The following is a 16,137-nucleotide window of genomic DNA, read 5'->3' on the forward strand; positions in this document are numbered from 1 at the left end:
ACATGTCATGCCATCAGCCGACCATGCGTTGAAGATAGCAATCGACCGGCATGAGGCCGCGCCGATTTACCTGCAGATTTGCGAGCGCTTCAAGACGGCCATTGCGGCGGGTCATCTGAAACCCGGCGACCGCGTGCCCGCGTTGCGCGGCCTCGCGACGCAACTGAACATTGCGCGCGGCACCGTCGAAACAGCCTATACCATTCTCGTCGACGAAGGCTATCTGCAGATGCGCGGCGCCGCGGGCACGTTCGTGTCGTCGTCGCTGCCCGAAGCCGCGACGCCGTCGGGCGCGCGCAAGGACCGCGAGCGCGGGAACGCGCCGCGCACGGCACGCGCAACGCGCGCCGAACCGGCGGCCGAGATCGGCCACGATGCGAAGCCGCTGCGTCCCGGTCTGCCCGCGCTCGATGCCTTTCCGCGCAAGGTATGGAGCCGTCTCGTCGCGCATCGCGCGCGCAGCGGCGATCTCGCCACGCTTGCCTATCCCGACCCCGCCGGATATCGGCCGTTGCGCGAACGCATCGCGACATATCTCGGCCTGTCGCGCGGCGTGGCGTGCGATCCGCAGCAGGTTTTCGTGACGAACGGTTATCGCGCGACGCTCGAACTCGTGCTGCGCGGTCTCGCGAAACCGGGGGATCGCGCGTGGTTCGAAGAGCCCGGCTATCTGCTCGCGCGTAACTTTCTTCTCGATGCCGGCATGCGGCTCGTGCCCGTGCCGACGGATGACGAAGGGCTCGACGTCGATGCCGGCATCGCGCTCGCGGCCGATGCGCGTTTCGCGTTCGTCACGCCAGCGCATCAGAGTCCGCTCGGCGTCACACTGTCGCTCGCGCGGCGCATGAAGCTGCTCGACTGGGCGAGCCGCGCGCAGGGCTGGATCGTCGAGGACGATTACGACAGCGAGTTCCGCTACGCGGGCCGCCCGTTGCCGGCGCTGAAGAGCCTGGATCGCGACGATCGCGTGATCTATTGCGGCACCTTCAGCAAGGTGCTTTTTCCGGGCCTGCGGCTCTCGTATGTGGTCGCGCCCGGCCGGGCCGTGGAGCGCTTCGGCCAGGTCACGGCGAGCATGAACGCGGGCTCGCCGTATCTTTATCAGGCGGCCGTGGCGGACTTCATCGCGCAGGGGCATTTCGCGCGGCATCTGAAGCGCATGCGCGCGCTGTATGCGCAACGGCGCGAGTGGCTTGCGACGGCGATACAGAAGGCGTTCGGAGATCGCGTGAGCATCGGGTTGCCGACGGGCGGCATGCATCTCGTCGCGATCTTCCGTGCGGATCGCGACGGTCCCGTCGACGATCTGGCGATGGCCGCCCGCGCGCGGGAGGCGGGTCTCGCGGTGCTCGCGCTGTCCGCGTGGTATCTCAACGGGCGAAGCAAGGAAACGTTGCGCGGTATCGTCGTCGGCTTCGCGAATGTCGCCGATGCCGGCGAAGCGGCGCGTCTCGCGCGCATGCTTCGCCGGGCGTATGACGGTTAGGGCGTGACGGTGTCGCCGTCGGATGCGAAGGGCGCGTGCCTCGCGATGTCCTCGCGCGCGAGATCGAGCGCCTGTGCGACGGCTTCGCTGCCGCGCACGAGGCCTTGGAGCGTCACGAAGCGCAGGTCCTGCAAGCCGATCGAACCGAGCGCGTAACGCAGGTACGGCGTAAGGAAGTCTCGCTGACGCGCAAGCTCACCGCCATGAAATCCGCCGGAACCGACGATCACGAACGTGGGCCGGTCGCGCATCAGACCGACCTTGCCTTCGGGCGTCGAAACGAACGTGCGGTGAATGCGCAGCACGTAGTCGATCCATAGCTTCAGCGCGGCGGGCACGGTGAAGTTGTGCATCGGCGTGTTGATGATGAGCGTGTCGGTGGTTTCAATTTCGCGGATCAATTGTTCGGAGATGTCGAACTGCGCTTCGTCCGGATGGCGCGACGTGATGGCGCGCGCGTAGTCCTGCGTGAGCGGAGGCAGCGGCGTTGCGGCGAGATCGCGTTTCACGGTATCCACGCGCGCACGCTTGCGCAACGTATCGATCATTTCGAGCGCGAGCCGGTAGCCGTGACTCGCGTCGCCGTGCGGGCTCGCGTTGATGAAGAGCACTTTCATCGCGCGCGCTCCTCGCCGGGCACAGCCAGCGTCTGCACAAAATGCATGCCCTTGGCGAGCAGGCCGTTGCGGTAATAAAAGCGCTGTGCGAGCGCCATATGCAGGCCGGTGTCGAGCACGAAGCGGGCGCAGTGTTCGTCCCGTGCGATCCCGCGGACGGTGTCCAGCAAACGGGCACCGATGCCGCTGCCTTGCAGACGCGCCGTGACGACGAGATCGTCGACATAAACGAAGCGTCCGTACAGCGTGTTCGTCTGCGTTCGATACCCGGCGAGACCGAGAATCGCGCCTTCGTCGTCACTGGCGGCCAGCAGCCGATAGCTTTCCTCGCGTTGACGGCGCAGTTGTGCGCAAAACGTGTCGGGGTCCGTAAGGTGCGGCCGGAGTTCCTTCATTACGTCGAAGGCGCGCGTCCAGTCTTCGGGGGTATCGAGGTGTCGAAAAACGATCGATGTGTCCATGCGTGTTCTCCACAATGCATGACACATACATTACCGATGCGATGGCGCAGTCTGAAGGGCCAAGAAACGCGCTTCGGGGTAGGCCATGACGGCGTGCTCGATCGCGCGGGCGATGCTGCGCCGGATCGGAAACGTTCGCCGCTCGACAAGTGCTAGAACCTGCCCGCGCGATACGGAACTGGATCGGTGAAGCACGCTTCCCCGTTCATCAGCTCGCCGACAAGCCTGCCCGTCACCGGACCGAGCGTGAGGCCGTGATGCGCGTGCCCGAACGCGAACCAGAGCCCGCGATGGCGATCCGCCGGTCCGATCACCGGCCGCATGTCCGGCGTGCAGGGCCGAAGCCCGAGCCACGGCGACTCGTCGATGCGCGCCCCGAGGCCGAACACCGGTCGCGCGATCCGCTCCGCGCGTTCGAGTTGCACGGGGCTCGGCGGCCGGTCAGGGCTCGCGAGCTCGACGCCGGTAGTCAGACGCAAGCCGCGCCGCATCGGCGCGACCACGTAGCCGTTCTGGATATCGACCACCGGCCGCGATAGCGCGGCGCGTCCGTCGGGTGCGTAGTGCATGTGATAGCCGCGCTTGGCCATCAACGGGATGCGGTATCCGAACCGGCGCACGAGGTCGCCGGACCATACGCCGAGCGCCACCACCGCCGCCTGCGCTTCGACCGGTCCGCTCGACGCCATGATGCGCCAGCCGCTGCCCGATGGTTCGAGCGTCGCGGCGTCGCCGCTCAGGAAGCGTCCGCCCTCGCGCTCGAACAGCGCCGCATAGCCCTTCGTCAGCGCGCCCGGATCGATGACGCTGCGCGGATCGGTCCAGTGCATCGCGCCCGCGTATCCGCCATCGAGCGATGCCTCCAGCCGATGCAGCGCCTCGGCATCGAGCACCTTCAAGCCGAGCCCGTGCTCGCGCGCGATCCGTTCGGCGGCGCTTGCTTCGCGCTCGAACTGCTCGCGCGAGCGATACGCTTCGAGCCAGCCGGTGGGCCGCACGAGATCGGCGAGACCCGCCCGCGCGATCAGCGCCTCATGCTCGGCCACGCTTCGCTGAATGAGCGGCAGCATGTCGCGCGCGGCGGCGGCCAGACGCGCGGGCGCCGATTCCCACCAGAACCGCGTGAGCCACGGCGCATACGCGGGCAGCGAGCGCAGGTCGTAGCGCAGCGCGGTCGAGCGATTCATCGCGAACTTGAGCACGGTGCCCCAGTCGCGCGGAAACGCATAAGGCACGACCGACGACGCCTCGATCAGGCCCGCATTGCCGAAGCTCGTCGCCTCGCCGGGCGCGCGGCGATCGACGAGCGTCACTTGCCATCCGCGCTGCCGCAGATGCAGCGCCACGCTCACTCCCACGATGCCCGCGCCGAGCACGATCACGTCCTGAGCCATTTTTTCCGATGCCTGATGAAGTGCCTATTTCGCAATGATGTCGCGTTTGAAGTACTTTTGCGACAAAGCGCTCAGTGTGCCGTCTTTCTTCAGCGAGTCGAGCGCCGCGACGACCTTCGCCTTCAACGCCGCATCGTCCTTGCGCAAGCCGATGCCGGTGCCTTCGCCGAGCGTGGACGGGTCGGTGAGGGCGGCGCCCGCGAAATCGAAGTTCTTGCCCTCGGGTTTCGCGAGGAAACCGTCGATGGCGGTCTGCACTTCCTGCACCGCGCCGTCGAGCCGTCCGGCGCTCAGGTCCGCGAAGATCTGGTCCTGGCTCTGGTACGTCACGACCTGCACGCCTTCGCTCGCCCAGTGCTTGCGCACGTAATCCTCTTGCGTCGAGCCTTGCAGCACGCCCACGGACTTGCCCTTGAGGCTCGCGGGTGTCGGCTGCAGCTTCGCGTCGCGGCGCGCGACCATCTGGATCGGCATGACATAGACGGGCGGCGTGAAGTCGATCACCTGCCTGCGTTTGTCGGTGATGTTCATCGCCGAATTGATCGCGTCGAACTTGCGCGCCTGCAGCGCCGGAATCAGCCCGTCGAAGCTGTTCTCCACCCATACGCACTTCATCTTGATGCGCTGGCACACAGCGTTGCCGATGTCGATGTCGAAGCCTTCGAGCTGGCCCGCCGGCGTCTTGCTCTCGAACGGCGGATAGGAGGCCTCGACGCCGAATCGCAAGGTCTGCGACTCCGCGTGCGCCAGTCCAATTGTGAACGCGAGGCTCGCCGCGCCCGCGAAGCAGATCATCTTCCAGTTCATTGTCGTCACCAAGGTCGTTTGTGAACCCGCACCGTCTCTGTCTTGCGCCAGGCGCGCGGAGATGCCCGCGCGCCCAATCGAAATATAGACGAAAAATAAAATAAAAGTCTAGAATGGACAAAATAGTCTACGTCTAAGCAGTCACGAAGCAATCGCTCAACGGCCACGAACCGGAGGTTTTCGAATGATTTCCTTGCCCGAAGAAGCGCGCGAGGCCGCGCCCGGCGCGCAGATTCCTTTCATCGTTCACGAAGAGGAAGTGAGGCGGGCGCTGCCTTCGCTCGATATCCGCGGCGCGCTCGAAGAGATGTTCGCCGCGCTCGGTGATGGCGAAGCCGTTCAGCCGCCGCAGACGCTCACGTTGTTTCCGCGCGATGCCGGCGATTTCATCACCTATCTCGGCGTTTTGGCGAAGCACGAGGTCTTCGGCGCGAAGCTCTCGCCCTACATCGCGCAGCCTGGCGCGCCGATCGTCACCGCCTGGACCGCGCTCATGTCGATGCGCACCGGCGCGCCGCTGATGTGGTGCGATTCCGCGCTCCTCACCACCGAGCGCACGGCGGGCACGACGGCGCTCGCGGTCGACCGGCTCGCGCGCGTATCGAGCGAGCGGCTCGCGGTCATCGGATCGGGAAGCGTCGCGCTCGCGCATCTGCGGCATGTCGCGCCGTTGCGCGGATGGTCGGAGATCCGCATCCATTCCCCGCGCCTCGCAAGCGATGGCGAGCGTGCGGACGCGCTGCGGGCGCTCGATGCGCGTGTGCGCGTCGCGGCGTCGGTTGACGAGTGCGTGCGCGATGCGGATGTCGTGATGCTGTGCACATCATCGGGCACGCCGGTGCTCGCGCTCGATGCGCTCACGAAGCCTGCGCTTATTACCTCCATCAGCACGAACGTCGCGCGCGCGCACGAGATCGACGCGGCCGCGCTGAACGCGCTCGATGTCTACTGCGACTATCGGCGGACGACGCCCGCGAGCGCCGGCGAAATGGTGATCGCGCGGGAGCGTCACGGCTGGTCGCCCGATGCGATTCGCGGCGATCTTGCAGAGCTTGCGCGCGGCGCGTGTCCCGCACCTTCGCATGAGCGCGCGGTGTTTTTCCGCTCGATCGGGCTCGGCCTCGAGGACATCGCGGTCGCGCACGCGCTGTATGTTCATCTCGCGAAGCAGCGCGCGGCGGCCTAGCGGTATCATCGCCATTCGCCGTTCCGAACTCATGCCGACTTCCATGCCCCGACGCAAGACGCCGAAGCCCGATGACGCCGCTCGCGAATCGCTGCTCGCGCGCTACGCGCACATCGCGGACAGCATCACGACGCTCTTCTTCCCCTATGCGGAAGTGGTGATCCACGATCTCTCCGACCAGACCATCGCGTACCTGTCGAACAATCTCTCGAAGCGCGAGATCGGCGACGACTCGGCGCTCGAAGATGTCGAGGAGACCGCGCGCGAGCGCCTCGTCGGTCCGTACGAAAAGCTCAACTGGGACGGACGCCGCATGCGCTGCGTGAGCACGGCGCTCTTCGACGACGCGGGCAATGCCGCGGGCGTGATGTGCATCAATTTCAACATCGCGGCGTTCGACGAGATGCGCTCGACGCTCGATCTCTTTTTGCGTGGCGCGGGCGTCGTCGCGCAGCCTGTCGAGCTTTTCAAGGACGACTGGCAGGAGCGCATCAACACCTTCCTGCATGGCTGGCTGCGCGAGCGGCAGATCGCGCTCAACTCGCTCACGCGCGATCATCGGCGTGAGCTCGTCGAGGCGCTGCACGCGCAGGGCGCATTCAAAGGCAAGAGCTCGGCGAACTATGTCGCCAAGGTGCTCGGAATGGGCCGCGCGACGGTCTACAAGCATCTGCGCGAGATGAAGGACGGCGGTTGAGGCGCTCTGCTGCATCCGCGGCAGCAGAGCGCCTAATCCGTCTTCCTAATGTAACGCTGACCCCCGTCTGACTCATGCTAACGACGACGAGGACATCGTCAAATTTGCGGTCGGGCGTTTGGCGTGTTGCGCGCGCTGGGTGCCAGGATCCTGCCGATCTGCGAGGTGCGCGTGACGGAACTCTCGTCCGTGGTGTCGCTCGAGTTCTCCGTATCGGGGGCATTGCCGCGACGGCGGGACTCGACGCGCCCCTCTCGTCAAACGCGAATCACGATGCATCGCGGCCGCAGTCGCGAAGTATTCACGCTTCGTCCTCCGCAGAAGGACCGCGGTCTACCGCGTTCCAATTCATCGGATTGGCGGTGGTGAATCGAAAGCGTGCGCGTAGTTCCGGATGGGCAGCGCCAAGGTTCAGTACGGCCAAACCTCCCAACTGGTGTAGCAACTCGTCGGTGACCGGCGACTGGCTCTCATCGTCTGCACCGAGCGGAAGGTTCATTGCCGATCCTCGCGCGATTTCACGATCGATCGATCGCTGAACCTCGTCTTGGTTCACCATGCAGATCTGAATTTGCTGCGTATCGGGGTTATAAAAGACGATGCTCACGCGCGGTGGTTTTGCCATCAAAAGCCTCTACAGGTTTGGTAGTTGAAGAATGCGTCCGACGTGCACTTCGCATACGCCCGTAAGTCTTGCGTCATCGCACGAACAAACTGGCAGCGGTCCAGGTCATTCTCGTAAGCGCTGAAGCAATCGGCTTCATCAGTTTCGCTTACAGCGCGGTGACCTGCGAGCTGGAGCGCACTGTCTAGGAACGGCGAGTCGTCAGCATACTCAAAAGGGGCGTCGCCGGAGGGTGATGCGTTCCCATCGAACCCCAACGCAAGGGTGCCGCCTCCCCCCCACGACCACCCCGAGCGCCTGTTGCGCGGCGCTGAGCCAATCGGTCCCGCCGTGGGACTCGCTGTTGCGGCTTCGAATTGCTGTGGCGATACGGCCGTCGGGCAACACGTCACCCGGGTTCGCTCTAAAAATTGCAGGCCCATCTTCGGCAGCTAGTTTGCCCCAGGTTCGAGGCGCGCGTTCGAAATAACTGCTTGACGAAGACGCACGAGCCCGACCAAAAAGTTGAGAGGGCGTCACCGTCGCGTGGCGGTGTCGCGGCGGCTGTTCCGCTGAACCCCCGCTGTATAAGCGCTCTCGTCGGGACGACACGACCACGATCCGCCCGCCTGCAACCGCGTCGCGCAACAGTCGCAAAAGTTCCGAGGGTGGCGCGTGATGAGGCACATAGATGCCTCCAATTCCGCTCAGCAGAAGGCGCACGTCATCGGCCTGCTTCCCCGAAAGATGCACCGACGACGCGTTTTCGATAGCGCGCCGTCCTTCTATATCGCTGACTGTCCGCGCTTCATTGCGCGAAAACATTAGGCAGTCGGTAAATCCAATTGACAAGCGACACGCCATAAACATCAATACGAAATCCGAAAGGATTCAGGATACGACCGCACCTGCCTTCGCGGCTTGGTCGGAACAGAATTCGACAACAAGAGCTGTTCGTCATCATCGTGCGCTAGGCGCCGATGTTCGAAACGAAACACGGTCATGCGTCAAACAAAAGCGTTAGATGGCAACTATTAGCGCAGCGGACTAACCCGACATTGAGACCTACTGCGCGTAAAAATATTGACTTGGCCCAACCTGAGCGCGCAAATCGAATGACGGCATGCCACCTGCGTGCCCCTTCGAGACGCCCACATCGGGTCCGTCGTGGGCGCTTGGCGTTTTCTGACGCGGACGACTTCCATACCAGTGCCGAACATTCGAATCGTGATAATCGCGACGAAGCGCCGAAAGTGGACGGCCTTTACAGATGGCAGAATACTTGCTTCCCAACGCGCTCACTTTGGCTCGCCGGTAAACCGTCCATGCCGAGACCGTCGTTCTCAACTCAACTCTTCACGCTCTGGCTTCTGGTCGCCGTTCTGTGCGGGCTCTTGAGCGGTGCCGTATGGCTCACGCTTTCGTCGGCACTTGGGGAACGCGTGGTCGTCGCGAAGGAGCAGGCTGCTGCAGCATGCGAGGCGGTGGCCTCGCGCTACGACATGTCCATGCAGCATCCCGACGAAACCAATGTAGATCTCATGCACGCGGTGCTCGATCTGGTTCTGATACGGACCGAGGGCATCGAAGGCGGGTTCTGGGCGAAAGAGCCGGCATCCGGCGCGCCGAACGGCTTCCTGGCCTATGCCTTTCCGACCTATGGCGGGAGCGGCATGAAACGAGACGTTCCCGAAGCGGAGACACCGCTTATCCTGCGCACGCTTCAGCACGCAGCCAGCATCCGACAGATGCGCGCCGATGTCGTTTCGAGCGGAACGGACGCCGTCATCGCGATCGCTTGCCCCGTGCCGCGCCACGCGGGCCTGCTGGCCTGGACGCTCACGCGCGCGCGGCCGCCGCTCGGGCCATACGGACAGCGCGCAGCGGCCATCCTCGCCGGCGTGCTCTCGGTCATCGTCGTGCTCGCCGTGTTTCTGGCGCTGACGCTCAAGCGCTGGAAGCACAACCTGACCCGGCTTGAACGCGCGCTTGCGCCAGAGGGCGAGTTCGAGCGCGGCGAACGGCTGGAACGGTTGGGCGAGCGTGATCTGGATCAGATCGTCGAAGCCCTCAACCGCTACGTCGCGCGTGCGGAGCAGCTCAAGCGGGACGCAGACGCACTGAACGCCCAGCTCGCACAGGCCGAACGGTTCAGCACGCTCGGCAAAATGGCGGCGCAAATCGCGCATGAAATTCGCAATCCGGCTGGCGCCATGCGTCTGAAGGCCGAGAACGCGCTGGCAGGCGATGCTGCGCGCCGCGAAGCAGCGTTGAGGTCGATCATCGAGCAGGTGGGCCGTATCGAGTCGCAGGTGACGAGCCTGCTCGCGCTGACGCAGCCCGTTTCGCTGCAGACGCGTGAGGTCAGCCTGCACGCATGGCTCGACGACATTATTCATACGCATGAGCCGGGCGCCGAACGCCGTGGCATCGCGCTCGGCAAAGATGTGGACGTCGAGCAAGACGCAGGCATGCCGATCTTCGATCCCGTGCAACTGGCGCGCGCGCTCGACAACCTCATCCTGAACGCGCTGAGGCACGCGCCGTCTGGCACGCAGGTAATGCTCCGCGCACGCGGCGTCGAGTCGGCGAACGGGAAGCGGCTTCGGCTCATGGTCATCGATAATGGTCCCGGCGTCGGCGCGGCCGAGCGCGAACGGATCTTCGAGCCATTCGTGACGGGGCGGCCCGACGGGTCCGGCCTGGGCCTTGCCGTCGTGCGGGAGATCGCGTCGGCGCACGGCGGACGTGCTTATCTCGACGACGACTCGAACATGACGTGCTTCGTGATCGACTTGCCATGGCGACCATATTAATCACCGACGATGACGATGCCTTCCGCGAAGGACTCGTGGAAACCGTGCAAGACCTCGGCCACCGGGCGATCGAGGCGCGCTCCGGCGAAGAGGCACTGCATTGGCTGCGCGCGAACCCGGCGCCCGAGTGCATCTTTCTCGACTTCCGCTTGCCGGGCGCGGACGGTCTTGCGGTGCTCGAGTCATTGCGTGCGATCGCGAAGCTGCAAGCCGTGCCCGTCGTCATGCTGACGGCCCACGCCACGAGCGACAACACCATCGGCGCGATGCGGCTCGGCGCGTTCGAACATCTGACCAAGCCGGTCGGACGCGATGAGATCGTCGCGCTGCTGGAGCGGATACTATCGGCGCAGCGAAGCTCCCCCCTCACGCCCGCATTCAGCGACGACGTGACTTCTCGCGAGCCGCGACTGCTCGGCGTAAGCGAAGCCATGCGCGACGTGCAGAAGCGCCTGGGCCGCGCGGCGGGAACGAACTCGACCGTGCTGATCACCGGCGAGACCGGGACCGGCAAGGAAGTGGCCGCTCGCGTGCTCCATCGCGCCTCGGCGCGCGCGGAAGGTCCCTTCGTCGCGGTGAACTGCGCGGCCATTCCCGAAGACCTGCTCGAAAGCGAACTCTTCGGGCACGCGCGAGGCGCGTTCACCGGCGCTCAGGGCGAGCGCAAAGGCCGGATCGAAGAGGCGCACGGCGGCACGCTGTTTCTCGACGAGATCGGCGACATGCCGCGTTCCATGCAGGCGAAACTGCTGCGCGCGCTACAGGAACGGCAAGTCACGCCGCTCGGAACGAACCGGACAATATCGGTCGATGTGCGCGTGATCGCGGCAACGCATCGCGATCTTGCCGCGATGGTCGAGGCGGGCACGTTTAGACAGGACCTGCTCTTTCGCCTCAACGTGATCCCGTTGCACATGCCCCCGCTACGGGAGCGTGTGGCCGACATCCTGCCGCTTGCCGAGCACTTTCTGGAAGCTGCATCGACCGAAGCGACGCGCAAGCATCTCTCCGCCGATGCCCAGCGCCTTCTGGCCACTTTCCTTTGGCCAGGGAACGTGCGCGAACTGGCCAACGCGATCGAGCGGGCGAGTGCGCTTGCGCCGGGGCAAGTGCTCACACGCGAAGATTTCGCGTTTCTCGTTGCGGCAAAAGACAAAACCGGCGAGGCAATTCCGCCAGCGCTGCTCGAGCTTCCGCTTACGGAAGCCGTTGCGCGGCTCGAACGCGCGCTGATTACTCACGCGCTGGCTGCGTCGGGTGGCAACCGCGCGGAGGCGGCAAGGAGGCTCGGCATCAGCCGTCAGTCGCTCTATACGCGGATGACGAGTCTCGGAATGTCCGACGCGTCGTCGTAGGGAAACGAGTGTCAACGAATCGGACAGGCGATGTCCGTTTCGTTGACACATCGACGATCTTCGTTCGCGCAAGACGTCGAAGTCTTCAGCATTCTTCGAATGGCATAGCACTTGCAGAACACTCCGCGCCACGCGAAAGGAGTGAAACATGCAATCGACCCAGCCAGCCAATCGACGAATCGCCGTTCGCCTGCTCGGCGCGACGAGCCTTGCCGCCGCCCTCGTGATGAGCGCGAGTTGCGCAGCGCAAACGAGCGCTGTGACGGCGCCGCCGCCCCCGCCGCCGGTCTCCGCAGACGCGCCGCCGCCTCGGCCTCCGGGCCCGGCCCCGAGACCGATCTCCAACGCGGCCTCGATGTCCACGACGCAAGCGACCGTAGCGCGCTTTCTGACGAATCCCGATGGCGATGTCGACGGCTTTCTCGCCAGCGACGGGACGCTCGTACGGTTCCCGCCGCACATGAGCGCGCAACTGACTTCGACGGTTCGACAAGGCGACAGCGTGCAGTTGAGCGGCTGGCGCGATGAAGGCGGCAACTTCATCGCGCAACGCATCGCCGACACGCGAAGTGGACAGCAACTGATCGATCAGCCGCCGATGCCCGGCGCGCTACCACTTCCGCGGGAACTGCGCGGCGCCGGTCTCTCGCGCCTCAGTGCGCAGGGGCAGGTGGCGCACGTGACGACCGCGCCGCGTGGCGAGCCCGACGGCGTGATTCTCTCCGATGGCACGGTCATCAAACTCACGCCTCCGGTCGCACAGCAGTTCGGAAGCCTGGTTCGAACGGGAGCCACGGTTTCGGCGCGCGGCTATGGCACGCGCAATCAATACGGCACGGCGCTTCAGGCGACGTCGTTCGGTTCGCCGGGCAATCTCACGCAGATTTACGACCGTCCGCCGACAGCGCCCTGATCGGCGCAAGCCTGACCTACCCACTCACGCTCATTCAGGAGTAGCGACATGCATTGGATCGATCCCGCCAGCCTTCCCGAGACCCGCGGAAAGGTGACACGTTTTCTGCTCAATTCACACGGAGAAATCGACGGCCTCGTGCTCGGCTCGCGTCAGGTTCATTTTCCACCGCATCTATCGAAGGAACTCGCGCGGCATGTCGCGCCGGGCGATCAGATCCGCGTGCGCGGGATAAAGCCGCGAGACGCGGACATCATCGCCGCTGTCTCGCTGACATCGAAAAGCGGTGTGCTCATTCGCGACGAAGGTCCGCACGCTAACGGCGAAACGCATCAGAGACCGCATGTCGAGCGCAAGGCGATGGAAGCGTCGGGCGAGGTCCTGCTGTCGCTCTTCGGACCGAAAGGCGAATTGCGCGGCGCCTTGCTCGACGATGGCACCTCGTTGCGCATGCCACCGCACGCCGCGGCCGAATTGGCCGATTACCTGAGTCCGGGCGCGCATGTCCACGCCTGGGGGCACGGCGTCAGGAACAGGCATGGTCGGACGATCGAGGTCGATGAAATCGCCCAACTCGTCGACGCGCCCGAAAACGGTTGAGGGCGATCCCAAAGTCTCAAAGCGAAGCCCGCGCTCGGAACCGACCAAGGCCCAACGAAACGGACGTCATTGGTGAACCATGAATCCCTCATACGCGTTAGAAGGGCTGAACTTCTTCATGGCGGACGTGCAGGCGGGCATCGGGCCGTTTCTCGGCGTTTTCCTGCAGGCGCACGGCTGGCATGCGGATGCGATCGGAACCGTGATGACGTTGGGCGGCATCGCCGGCATGCTGGCCACGTCCCCGGCTGGCGCATTGGTCGATGCGACGCATCACAAGCGCGGCGTCATCGTCATCGCAGGCGTGATGACGACGCTTGCATCGCTCGTCCTATGGGTATCGCACAGCTACTGGATGGTCGCTGCATCGCAGATATTCACCGCGGTCACGGGCGCTGCGCTCGGTCCCGCCGTCGCCGGCATCACGCTGGGAATCGTGCGCGAGAAAGGATTCGACAGGCAGTTCGGCCGCAATCAGGTGGCCAATCACGCGGGAAACGTCGTAGGCGCCGCGCTGTCCGGCTGGCTCGGATGGCGCTATGGGTTCGGCGCGGTGTTCGTGCTCGCGGGCGTGTTCGGCGCGATGACGGTGATTTCGACGCTGCTCATCCGGCGCGATGCGATCGATCACGACAGCGCGCGCGGCTTGAGCAGTTCGTCCCCGACCGGGCATGAACAGGCGAGCGGATTTCGCGTGCTGCTGACGTGCCGGCCCATCTTGCTCCTCGCCGCCTCGCTGGCGATGTTCCATCTCGGCAACGCGGCGATGCTGCCGCTTTACGGGCTCGCGGTCGTGGCGGCGCATCAGGGCGATCCGAGTGCGTTCACTGCGCAGACCATCGTGATTGCGCAACTCGTGATGGTCGTCGCGGCGATCTTCGCGAACCGCCTCATCCAGCGAATCGGCTACTGGGGTGTGATCCTGATCACGTTTCTCGCGCTGCCGGCGCGCGGACTCGTGGCGGGAATGTTTATCGCGGCATGGGGCGTGTGGCCCGTGCAGGCGCTCGACGGAATCGGCGCGGGTCTGCAAAGCGTCGCGGTCCCCGCGTTGGTCGTGCGCTTGCTGCGGGGAACCGGACGGGTGAACGTGGGGCAGGGCGTCGTGATGACCGTGCAGGGCATGGGCGCTGCGCTTAGCCCGGCACTGGGCGGCGTGCTCGCGCAGCATTTCGGTTATGCAACGGCGTTCTTCGTGCTGGGAGGCGTATCGACAGGCTCGCTCGCACTCTGGCTCATCTTCGGCGCTTCGCTCAAAAAGGCGTGCGGGATTCACCGCGACGTCGCGCAAGATTCCTCTCTGGCGACATGAATCCGCTTTTCCTTTGCCGGGCCTTGCGCTCGCTACAGACTGCGCGTTGACAAATCCGATCGATCAACCAGGCGCGGCTTGAAGATGCCGACCGTCGAGCCACGCGCGCCATCCGCCGAACGCCGATATGTCTTCGGCGGATTGCACCGCGTACGGCTCGCAGATGAAACCGGCCGTCCACGAACCGTCCGACAGCTCGACCTTGCCCAGCCCGAGCGGAGAAGGAATCGTCGCGAGGAACGATCCGAATTCCGCGCTCGGCATCTCCCAGACCTCCACGGCGATGCCGACGCCATCGTCCGCGACGCGCCACATGCCTGGCCTGCGCGTGCCGTCGGCCGATGCGGGCAACGCGCATAGCCGATAGCAAGGCGCGGTGCGCGTCGCCCGCACGAGACGCGCGCCGCGCGCGACGAGATCGCGATTGAGCGGCAAGCCCTGCATGTGCGCGCCGCATACCGCGACCGTCATGCGATCGTTGGCCGCCGCGCCGTGCGGACTCGCATCGACTTCGCCTCCCCCGACGCAGCGCATGCCGCTTCTGCGCTGAAGCAGATCGGCGACGCCGAGCAGATATTGATCCGTGAACGCGCGGCCGAAGACGGTCACGCCCCACGGCAATCCGTTCTCCATGAAGCCGGCGGGCGCGGCCACCGCCGCATAGTCCAGCAGGTTCATGAAGTTCGTGTAGTAGCCGAGCAGCGAATTCGGGCCGATGGGATCGCGCTCCAGTTCAGCGAGCGTCACCGGTCGCGGATACGTCGGCGTGAGCACGAAGTCGAGCGTATCGAGCGATGCATCGCATAGCGCCTTCAGATCCTGAAGCCGATACTGCGCGCGAAACAGCTCCACGGCAGTCGCGCCCGGCGCTTTCGCCAGCACATCGCGAATGACGGGCAGCACGGCATCCGGCTGCGTCGTCATCAACTCGCCCGTCACGCTATAGCGCTCGGCAACCCACGGTCCCTGATACAGCAATTGCGCGGCCTCGACGAACGGCTGAAAGTCGATCTCGACCGCTTCGCCGCCCGCCGCTTCGAGTAGCGCACGCGTTTGCGCGAACAATGCGGGGCTTTCGCTGCAGCCCGCGAACTCCAGTTGCGCGGGCACGCCGAAACGGAACGCGTGCGGCGTGCCGAACGCACGCGCCGCGTTCCATTGCGGATTGCGTCGGCTGTATGCGTCGCGCGGATCGTCCCGCGCGGTCAGCGCGAGCAGTTCGCTGGCTTCGGCGGCGGTTGCCGTGAAGAACGTCACGCAGTCGAGCGTTCGGCATGCCGGCACGACGCCCGCGGTCGAGAGCAATCCTTTCGTCGGTTTGAGGCCGACGAGATTGTTCAGCGCGGCAGGCACGCGTCCCGATCCGGCCGTGTCGGTGCCGAGCGCGAAGCTCGCGACGCCGAGCGCGACCGCAAGCGACGACCCCGCGCTCGATCCGCCCGACGGATACCCGGGATGCACGCTGTTGCGGCACTTGCCATACGGCGAGCGCGTGCCGTTGAGACCGGTCGCGAACTGGTCGAGATTGGTCTTGCCGAGCGGAATCGCGCCGAGCGCGATCAACTGGCCGACGAGCGTCGCGGATTCATCGGGCGTGTACGCGAACGCGGGACAGCCCGCCGTCGTTTCGATGCCCGCGAGGTCGATGTTGTCCTTGATCGCGAACGGAATGCCGTAGAGCGGCAAACTGTCCGGATCGTGGCCTTCGAGCCGATCGACGAAAGGCGCCATCTCTTCTTCCGTCAGCAGATGGATGAAGAGATTGAACTCGGGATTGAGCGCGGCGGCTTTGTCGCGCAACCGGGCGATGAGCTTGCGCGGCGTGAGCGAGCCTTCGCGATATTCGCGGCGCAGCGTGGAGAGACGCAGATCGAATGTCGACATGGTTT

At 65.0% G+C, this 16,137-nt stretch carries 14 protein-coding genes; 8 read left to right on the forward strand and 6 right to left on the reverse strand.

Going from position 1 to position 16,137, the window contains the following annotated elements; genetic code table 11:
* Nucleotides 1-7: 7 nt before the first annotated feature.
* Nucleotides 8-1,486, forward strand: coding sequence for a MocR-like pyridoxine biosynthesis transcription factor PdxR (gene pdxR, locus NCS00_RS26515; protein ID WP_250441414.1), 1,479 nt, complete (start codon nt 8-10; stop codon nt 1,484-1,486).
* Here the strand turns inward: pdxR and NCS00_RS26520 are convergent.
* From NCS00_RS26520 to NCS00_RS26535, 4 genes are all read right to left on the reverse strand, one after another.
* Nucleotides 1,483-2,103, reverse strand: a complete 621-nt coding sequence (locus NCS00_RS26520) for an FMN-dependent NADH-azoreductase (protein WP_250441415.1) — start codon at nt 2,101-2,103, stop codon at nt 1,483-1,485. The genes pdxR and NCS00_RS26520 overlap by 4 nt on opposite strands.
* Nucleotides 2,100-2,564, reverse strand: coding sequence for a GNAT family N-acetyltransferase (locus tag NCS00_RS26525; RefSeq protein WP_250441416.1), 465 nt, complete (start codon nt 2,562-2,564; stop codon nt 2,100-2,102). Before NCS00_RS26525 ends, NCS00_RS26520 begins: the two co-directional genes overlap by 4 nt.
* Before the next feature lie 152 nt (nt 2,565-2,716).
* Nucleotides 2,717-3,958 (reverse strand): NAD(P)/FAD-dependent oxidoreductase, encoded by a 1,242-nt coding sequence (locus tag NCS00_RS26530; RefSeq protein ID WP_250441417.1) that lies wholly within the window; start codon nt 3,956-3,958, stop codon nt 2,717-2,719.
* A gap of 24 nt (nt 3,959-3,982) precedes the next feature.
* Nucleotides 3,983-4,765, reverse strand: a complete 783-nt coding sequence (locus tag NCS00_RS26535) for an ABC transporter substrate-binding protein (protein ID WP_008346553.1) — start codon at nt 4,763-4,765, stop codon at nt 3,983-3,985.
* Between the two features lie 184 nt (nt 4,766-4,949).
* Between NCS00_RS26535 and NCS00_RS26540 the strand changes: the two genes are divergently transcribed.
* Together NCS00_RS26540 and NCS00_RS26545 are read left to right on the forward strand one after the other, a co-directional pair.
* The gene (locus tag NCS00_RS26540; protein WP_008346555.1) at nt 4,950-5,951 is read left to right on the forward strand and encodes an ornithine cyclodeaminase family protein; all 1,002 of its coding nucleotides are present in this window, start codon (nt 4,950-4,952) and stop codon (nt 5,949-5,951) included.
* Between the two features lie 43 nt (nt 5,952-5,994).
* A complete protein-coding gene (locus NCS00_RS26545; protein ID WP_033536029.1) occupies nt 5,995-6,648 on the forward strand; it encodes a helix-turn-helix transcriptional regulator in 654 nt (217 codons plus the stop codon).
* A 301-nt stretch (nt 6,649-6,949) separates the two neighbouring features.
* On the opposite strand, the gene NCS00_RS26550 is transcribed toward NCS00_RS26545, so the two are convergent.
* Nucleotides 6,950-7,273, reverse strand: coding sequence for a hypothetical protein (locus NCS00_RS26550; RefSeq protein ID WP_175980163.1), 324 nt, complete (start codon nt 7,271-7,273; stop codon nt 6,950-6,952).
* A gap of 1,304 nt (nt 7,274-8,577) precedes the next feature.
* Between NCS00_RS26550 and NCS00_RS26555 the strand changes: the two genes are divergently transcribed.
* The 5 genes from NCS00_RS26555 to NCS00_RS26575 all read left to right on the forward strand — a co-directional run bounded on the left by NCS00_RS26555 (nt 8,578) and on the right by NCS00_RS26575 (nt 14,248).
* A complete protein-coding gene (locus tag NCS00_RS26555) occupies nt 8,578-10,068 on the forward strand; it encodes a sensor histidine kinase (RefSeq protein ID WP_250441511.1) in 1,491 nt (496 codons plus the stop codon).
* Nucleotides 10,053-11,423, forward strand: a complete 1,371-nt coding sequence (locus tag NCS00_RS26560) for a sigma-54-dependent transcriptional regulator (protein ID WP_250441418.1) — start codon at nt 10,053-10,055, stop codon at nt 11,421-11,423. Before NCS00_RS26555 ends, NCS00_RS26560 begins: the two co-directional genes overlap by 16 nt.
* 148 nt (nt 11,424-11,571) lie before the next feature.
* The gene (locus NCS00_RS26565) at nt 11,572-12,336 is read left to right on the forward strand and encodes a hypothetical protein (RefSeq protein WP_250441419.1); all 765 of its coding nucleotides are present in this window, start codon (nt 11,572-11,574) and stop codon (nt 12,334-12,336) included.
* Between the two features lie 48 nt (nt 12,337-12,384).
* The gene (locus NCS00_RS26570; protein ID WP_250441420.1) at nt 12,385-12,936 is read left to right on the forward strand and encodes a hypothetical protein; all 552 of its coding nucleotides are present in this window, start codon (nt 12,385-12,387) and stop codon (nt 12,934-12,936) included.
* A gap of 79 nt (nt 12,937-13,015) precedes the next feature.
* On the forward strand, nt 13,016-14,248 hold the full coding sequence (locus NCS00_RS26575) for an MFS transporter (RefSeq protein ID WP_250441421.1): 1,233 nt from the start codon (nt 13,016-13,018) through the stop codon (nt 14,246-14,248).
* Nucleotides 14,249-14,311: 63 nt separating this feature from the next.
* Here the strand turns inward: NCS00_RS26575 and atzF are convergent, their stop codons facing one another.
* A complete protein-coding gene (gene atzF, locus NCS00_RS26580; RefSeq protein WP_250441422.1) occupies nt 14,312-16,132 on the reverse strand; it encodes an allophanate hydrolase in 1,821 nt (606 codons plus the stop codon).
* Nucleotides 16,133-16,137 lie beyond the last annotated feature (5 nt).

Origin of the sequence: Caballeronia sp. AZ1_KS37 (assembly GCF_023631165.1) — a bacterium.
In the GTDB taxonomy this organism is placed as follows: Bacteria; Pseudomonadota; Gammaproteobacteria; order Burkholderiales; family Burkholderiaceae; genus Caballeronia; species Caballeronia zhejiangensis.

Bases quoted from the DNA above. Each gene is read 5' to 3' on its own strand.
- pdxR (WP_250441414.1), top strand. From the start codon at position 8: ATGCCATCAGCCGACCATGCGTTGAAGATAGCAATCGACCGGCATGAG.
- NCS00_RS26520 (WP_250441415.1), bottom strand. From the start codon at position 2,103: ATGAAAGTGCTCTTCATCAACGCGAGCCCGCACGGCGACGCGAGTCAC.
- NCS00_RS26525 (WP_250441416.1), bottom strand. From the start codon at position 2,564: ATGGACACATCGATCGTTTTTCGACACCTCGATACCCCCGAAGACTGG.
- NCS00_RS26530 (WP_250441417.1), bottom strand. From the start codon at position 3,958: ATGGCTCAGGACGTGATCGTGCTCGGCGCGGGCATCGTGGGAGTGAGC.
- NCS00_RS26535 (WP_008346553.1), bottom strand. From the start codon at position 4,765: ATGAACTGGAAGATGATCTGCTTCGCGGGCGCGGCGAGCCTCGCGTTC.
- NCS00_RS26540 (WP_008346555.1), top strand. From the start codon at position 4,950: ATGATTTCCTTGCCCGAAGAAGCGCGCGAGGCCGCGCCCGGCGCGCAG.
- NCS00_RS26545 (WP_033536029.1), top strand. From the start codon at position 5,995: ATGCCCCGACGCAAGACGCCGAAGCCCGATGACGCCGCTCGCGAATCG.
- NCS00_RS26550 (WP_175980163.1), bottom strand. From the start codon at position 7,273: ATGGCAAAACCACCGCGCGTGAGCATCGTCTTTTATAACCCCGATACG.
- NCS00_RS26555 (WP_250441511.1), top strand. From the start codon at position 8,578: ATGCCGAGACCGTCGTTCTCAACTCAACTCTTCACGCTCTGGCTTCTG.
- NCS00_RS26560 (WP_250441418.1), top strand. From the start codon at position 10,053: ATGGCGACCATATTAATCACCGACGATGACGATGCCTTCCGCGAAGGA.
- NCS00_RS26565 (WP_250441419.1), top strand. From the start codon at position 11,572: ATGCAATCGACCCAGCCAGCCAATCGACGAATCGCCGTTCGCCTGCTC.
- NCS00_RS26570 (WP_250441420.1), top strand. From the start codon at position 12,385: ATGCATTGGATCGATCCCGCCAGCCTTCCCGAGACCCGCGGAAAGGTG.
- NCS00_RS26575 (WP_250441421.1), top strand. From the start codon at position 13,016: ATGAATCCCTCATACGCGTTAGAAGGGCTGAACTTCTTCATGGCGGAC.
- atzF (WP_250441422.1), bottom strand. From the start codon at position 16,132: ATGTCGACATTCGATCTGCGTCTCTCCACGCTGCGCCGCGAATATCGC.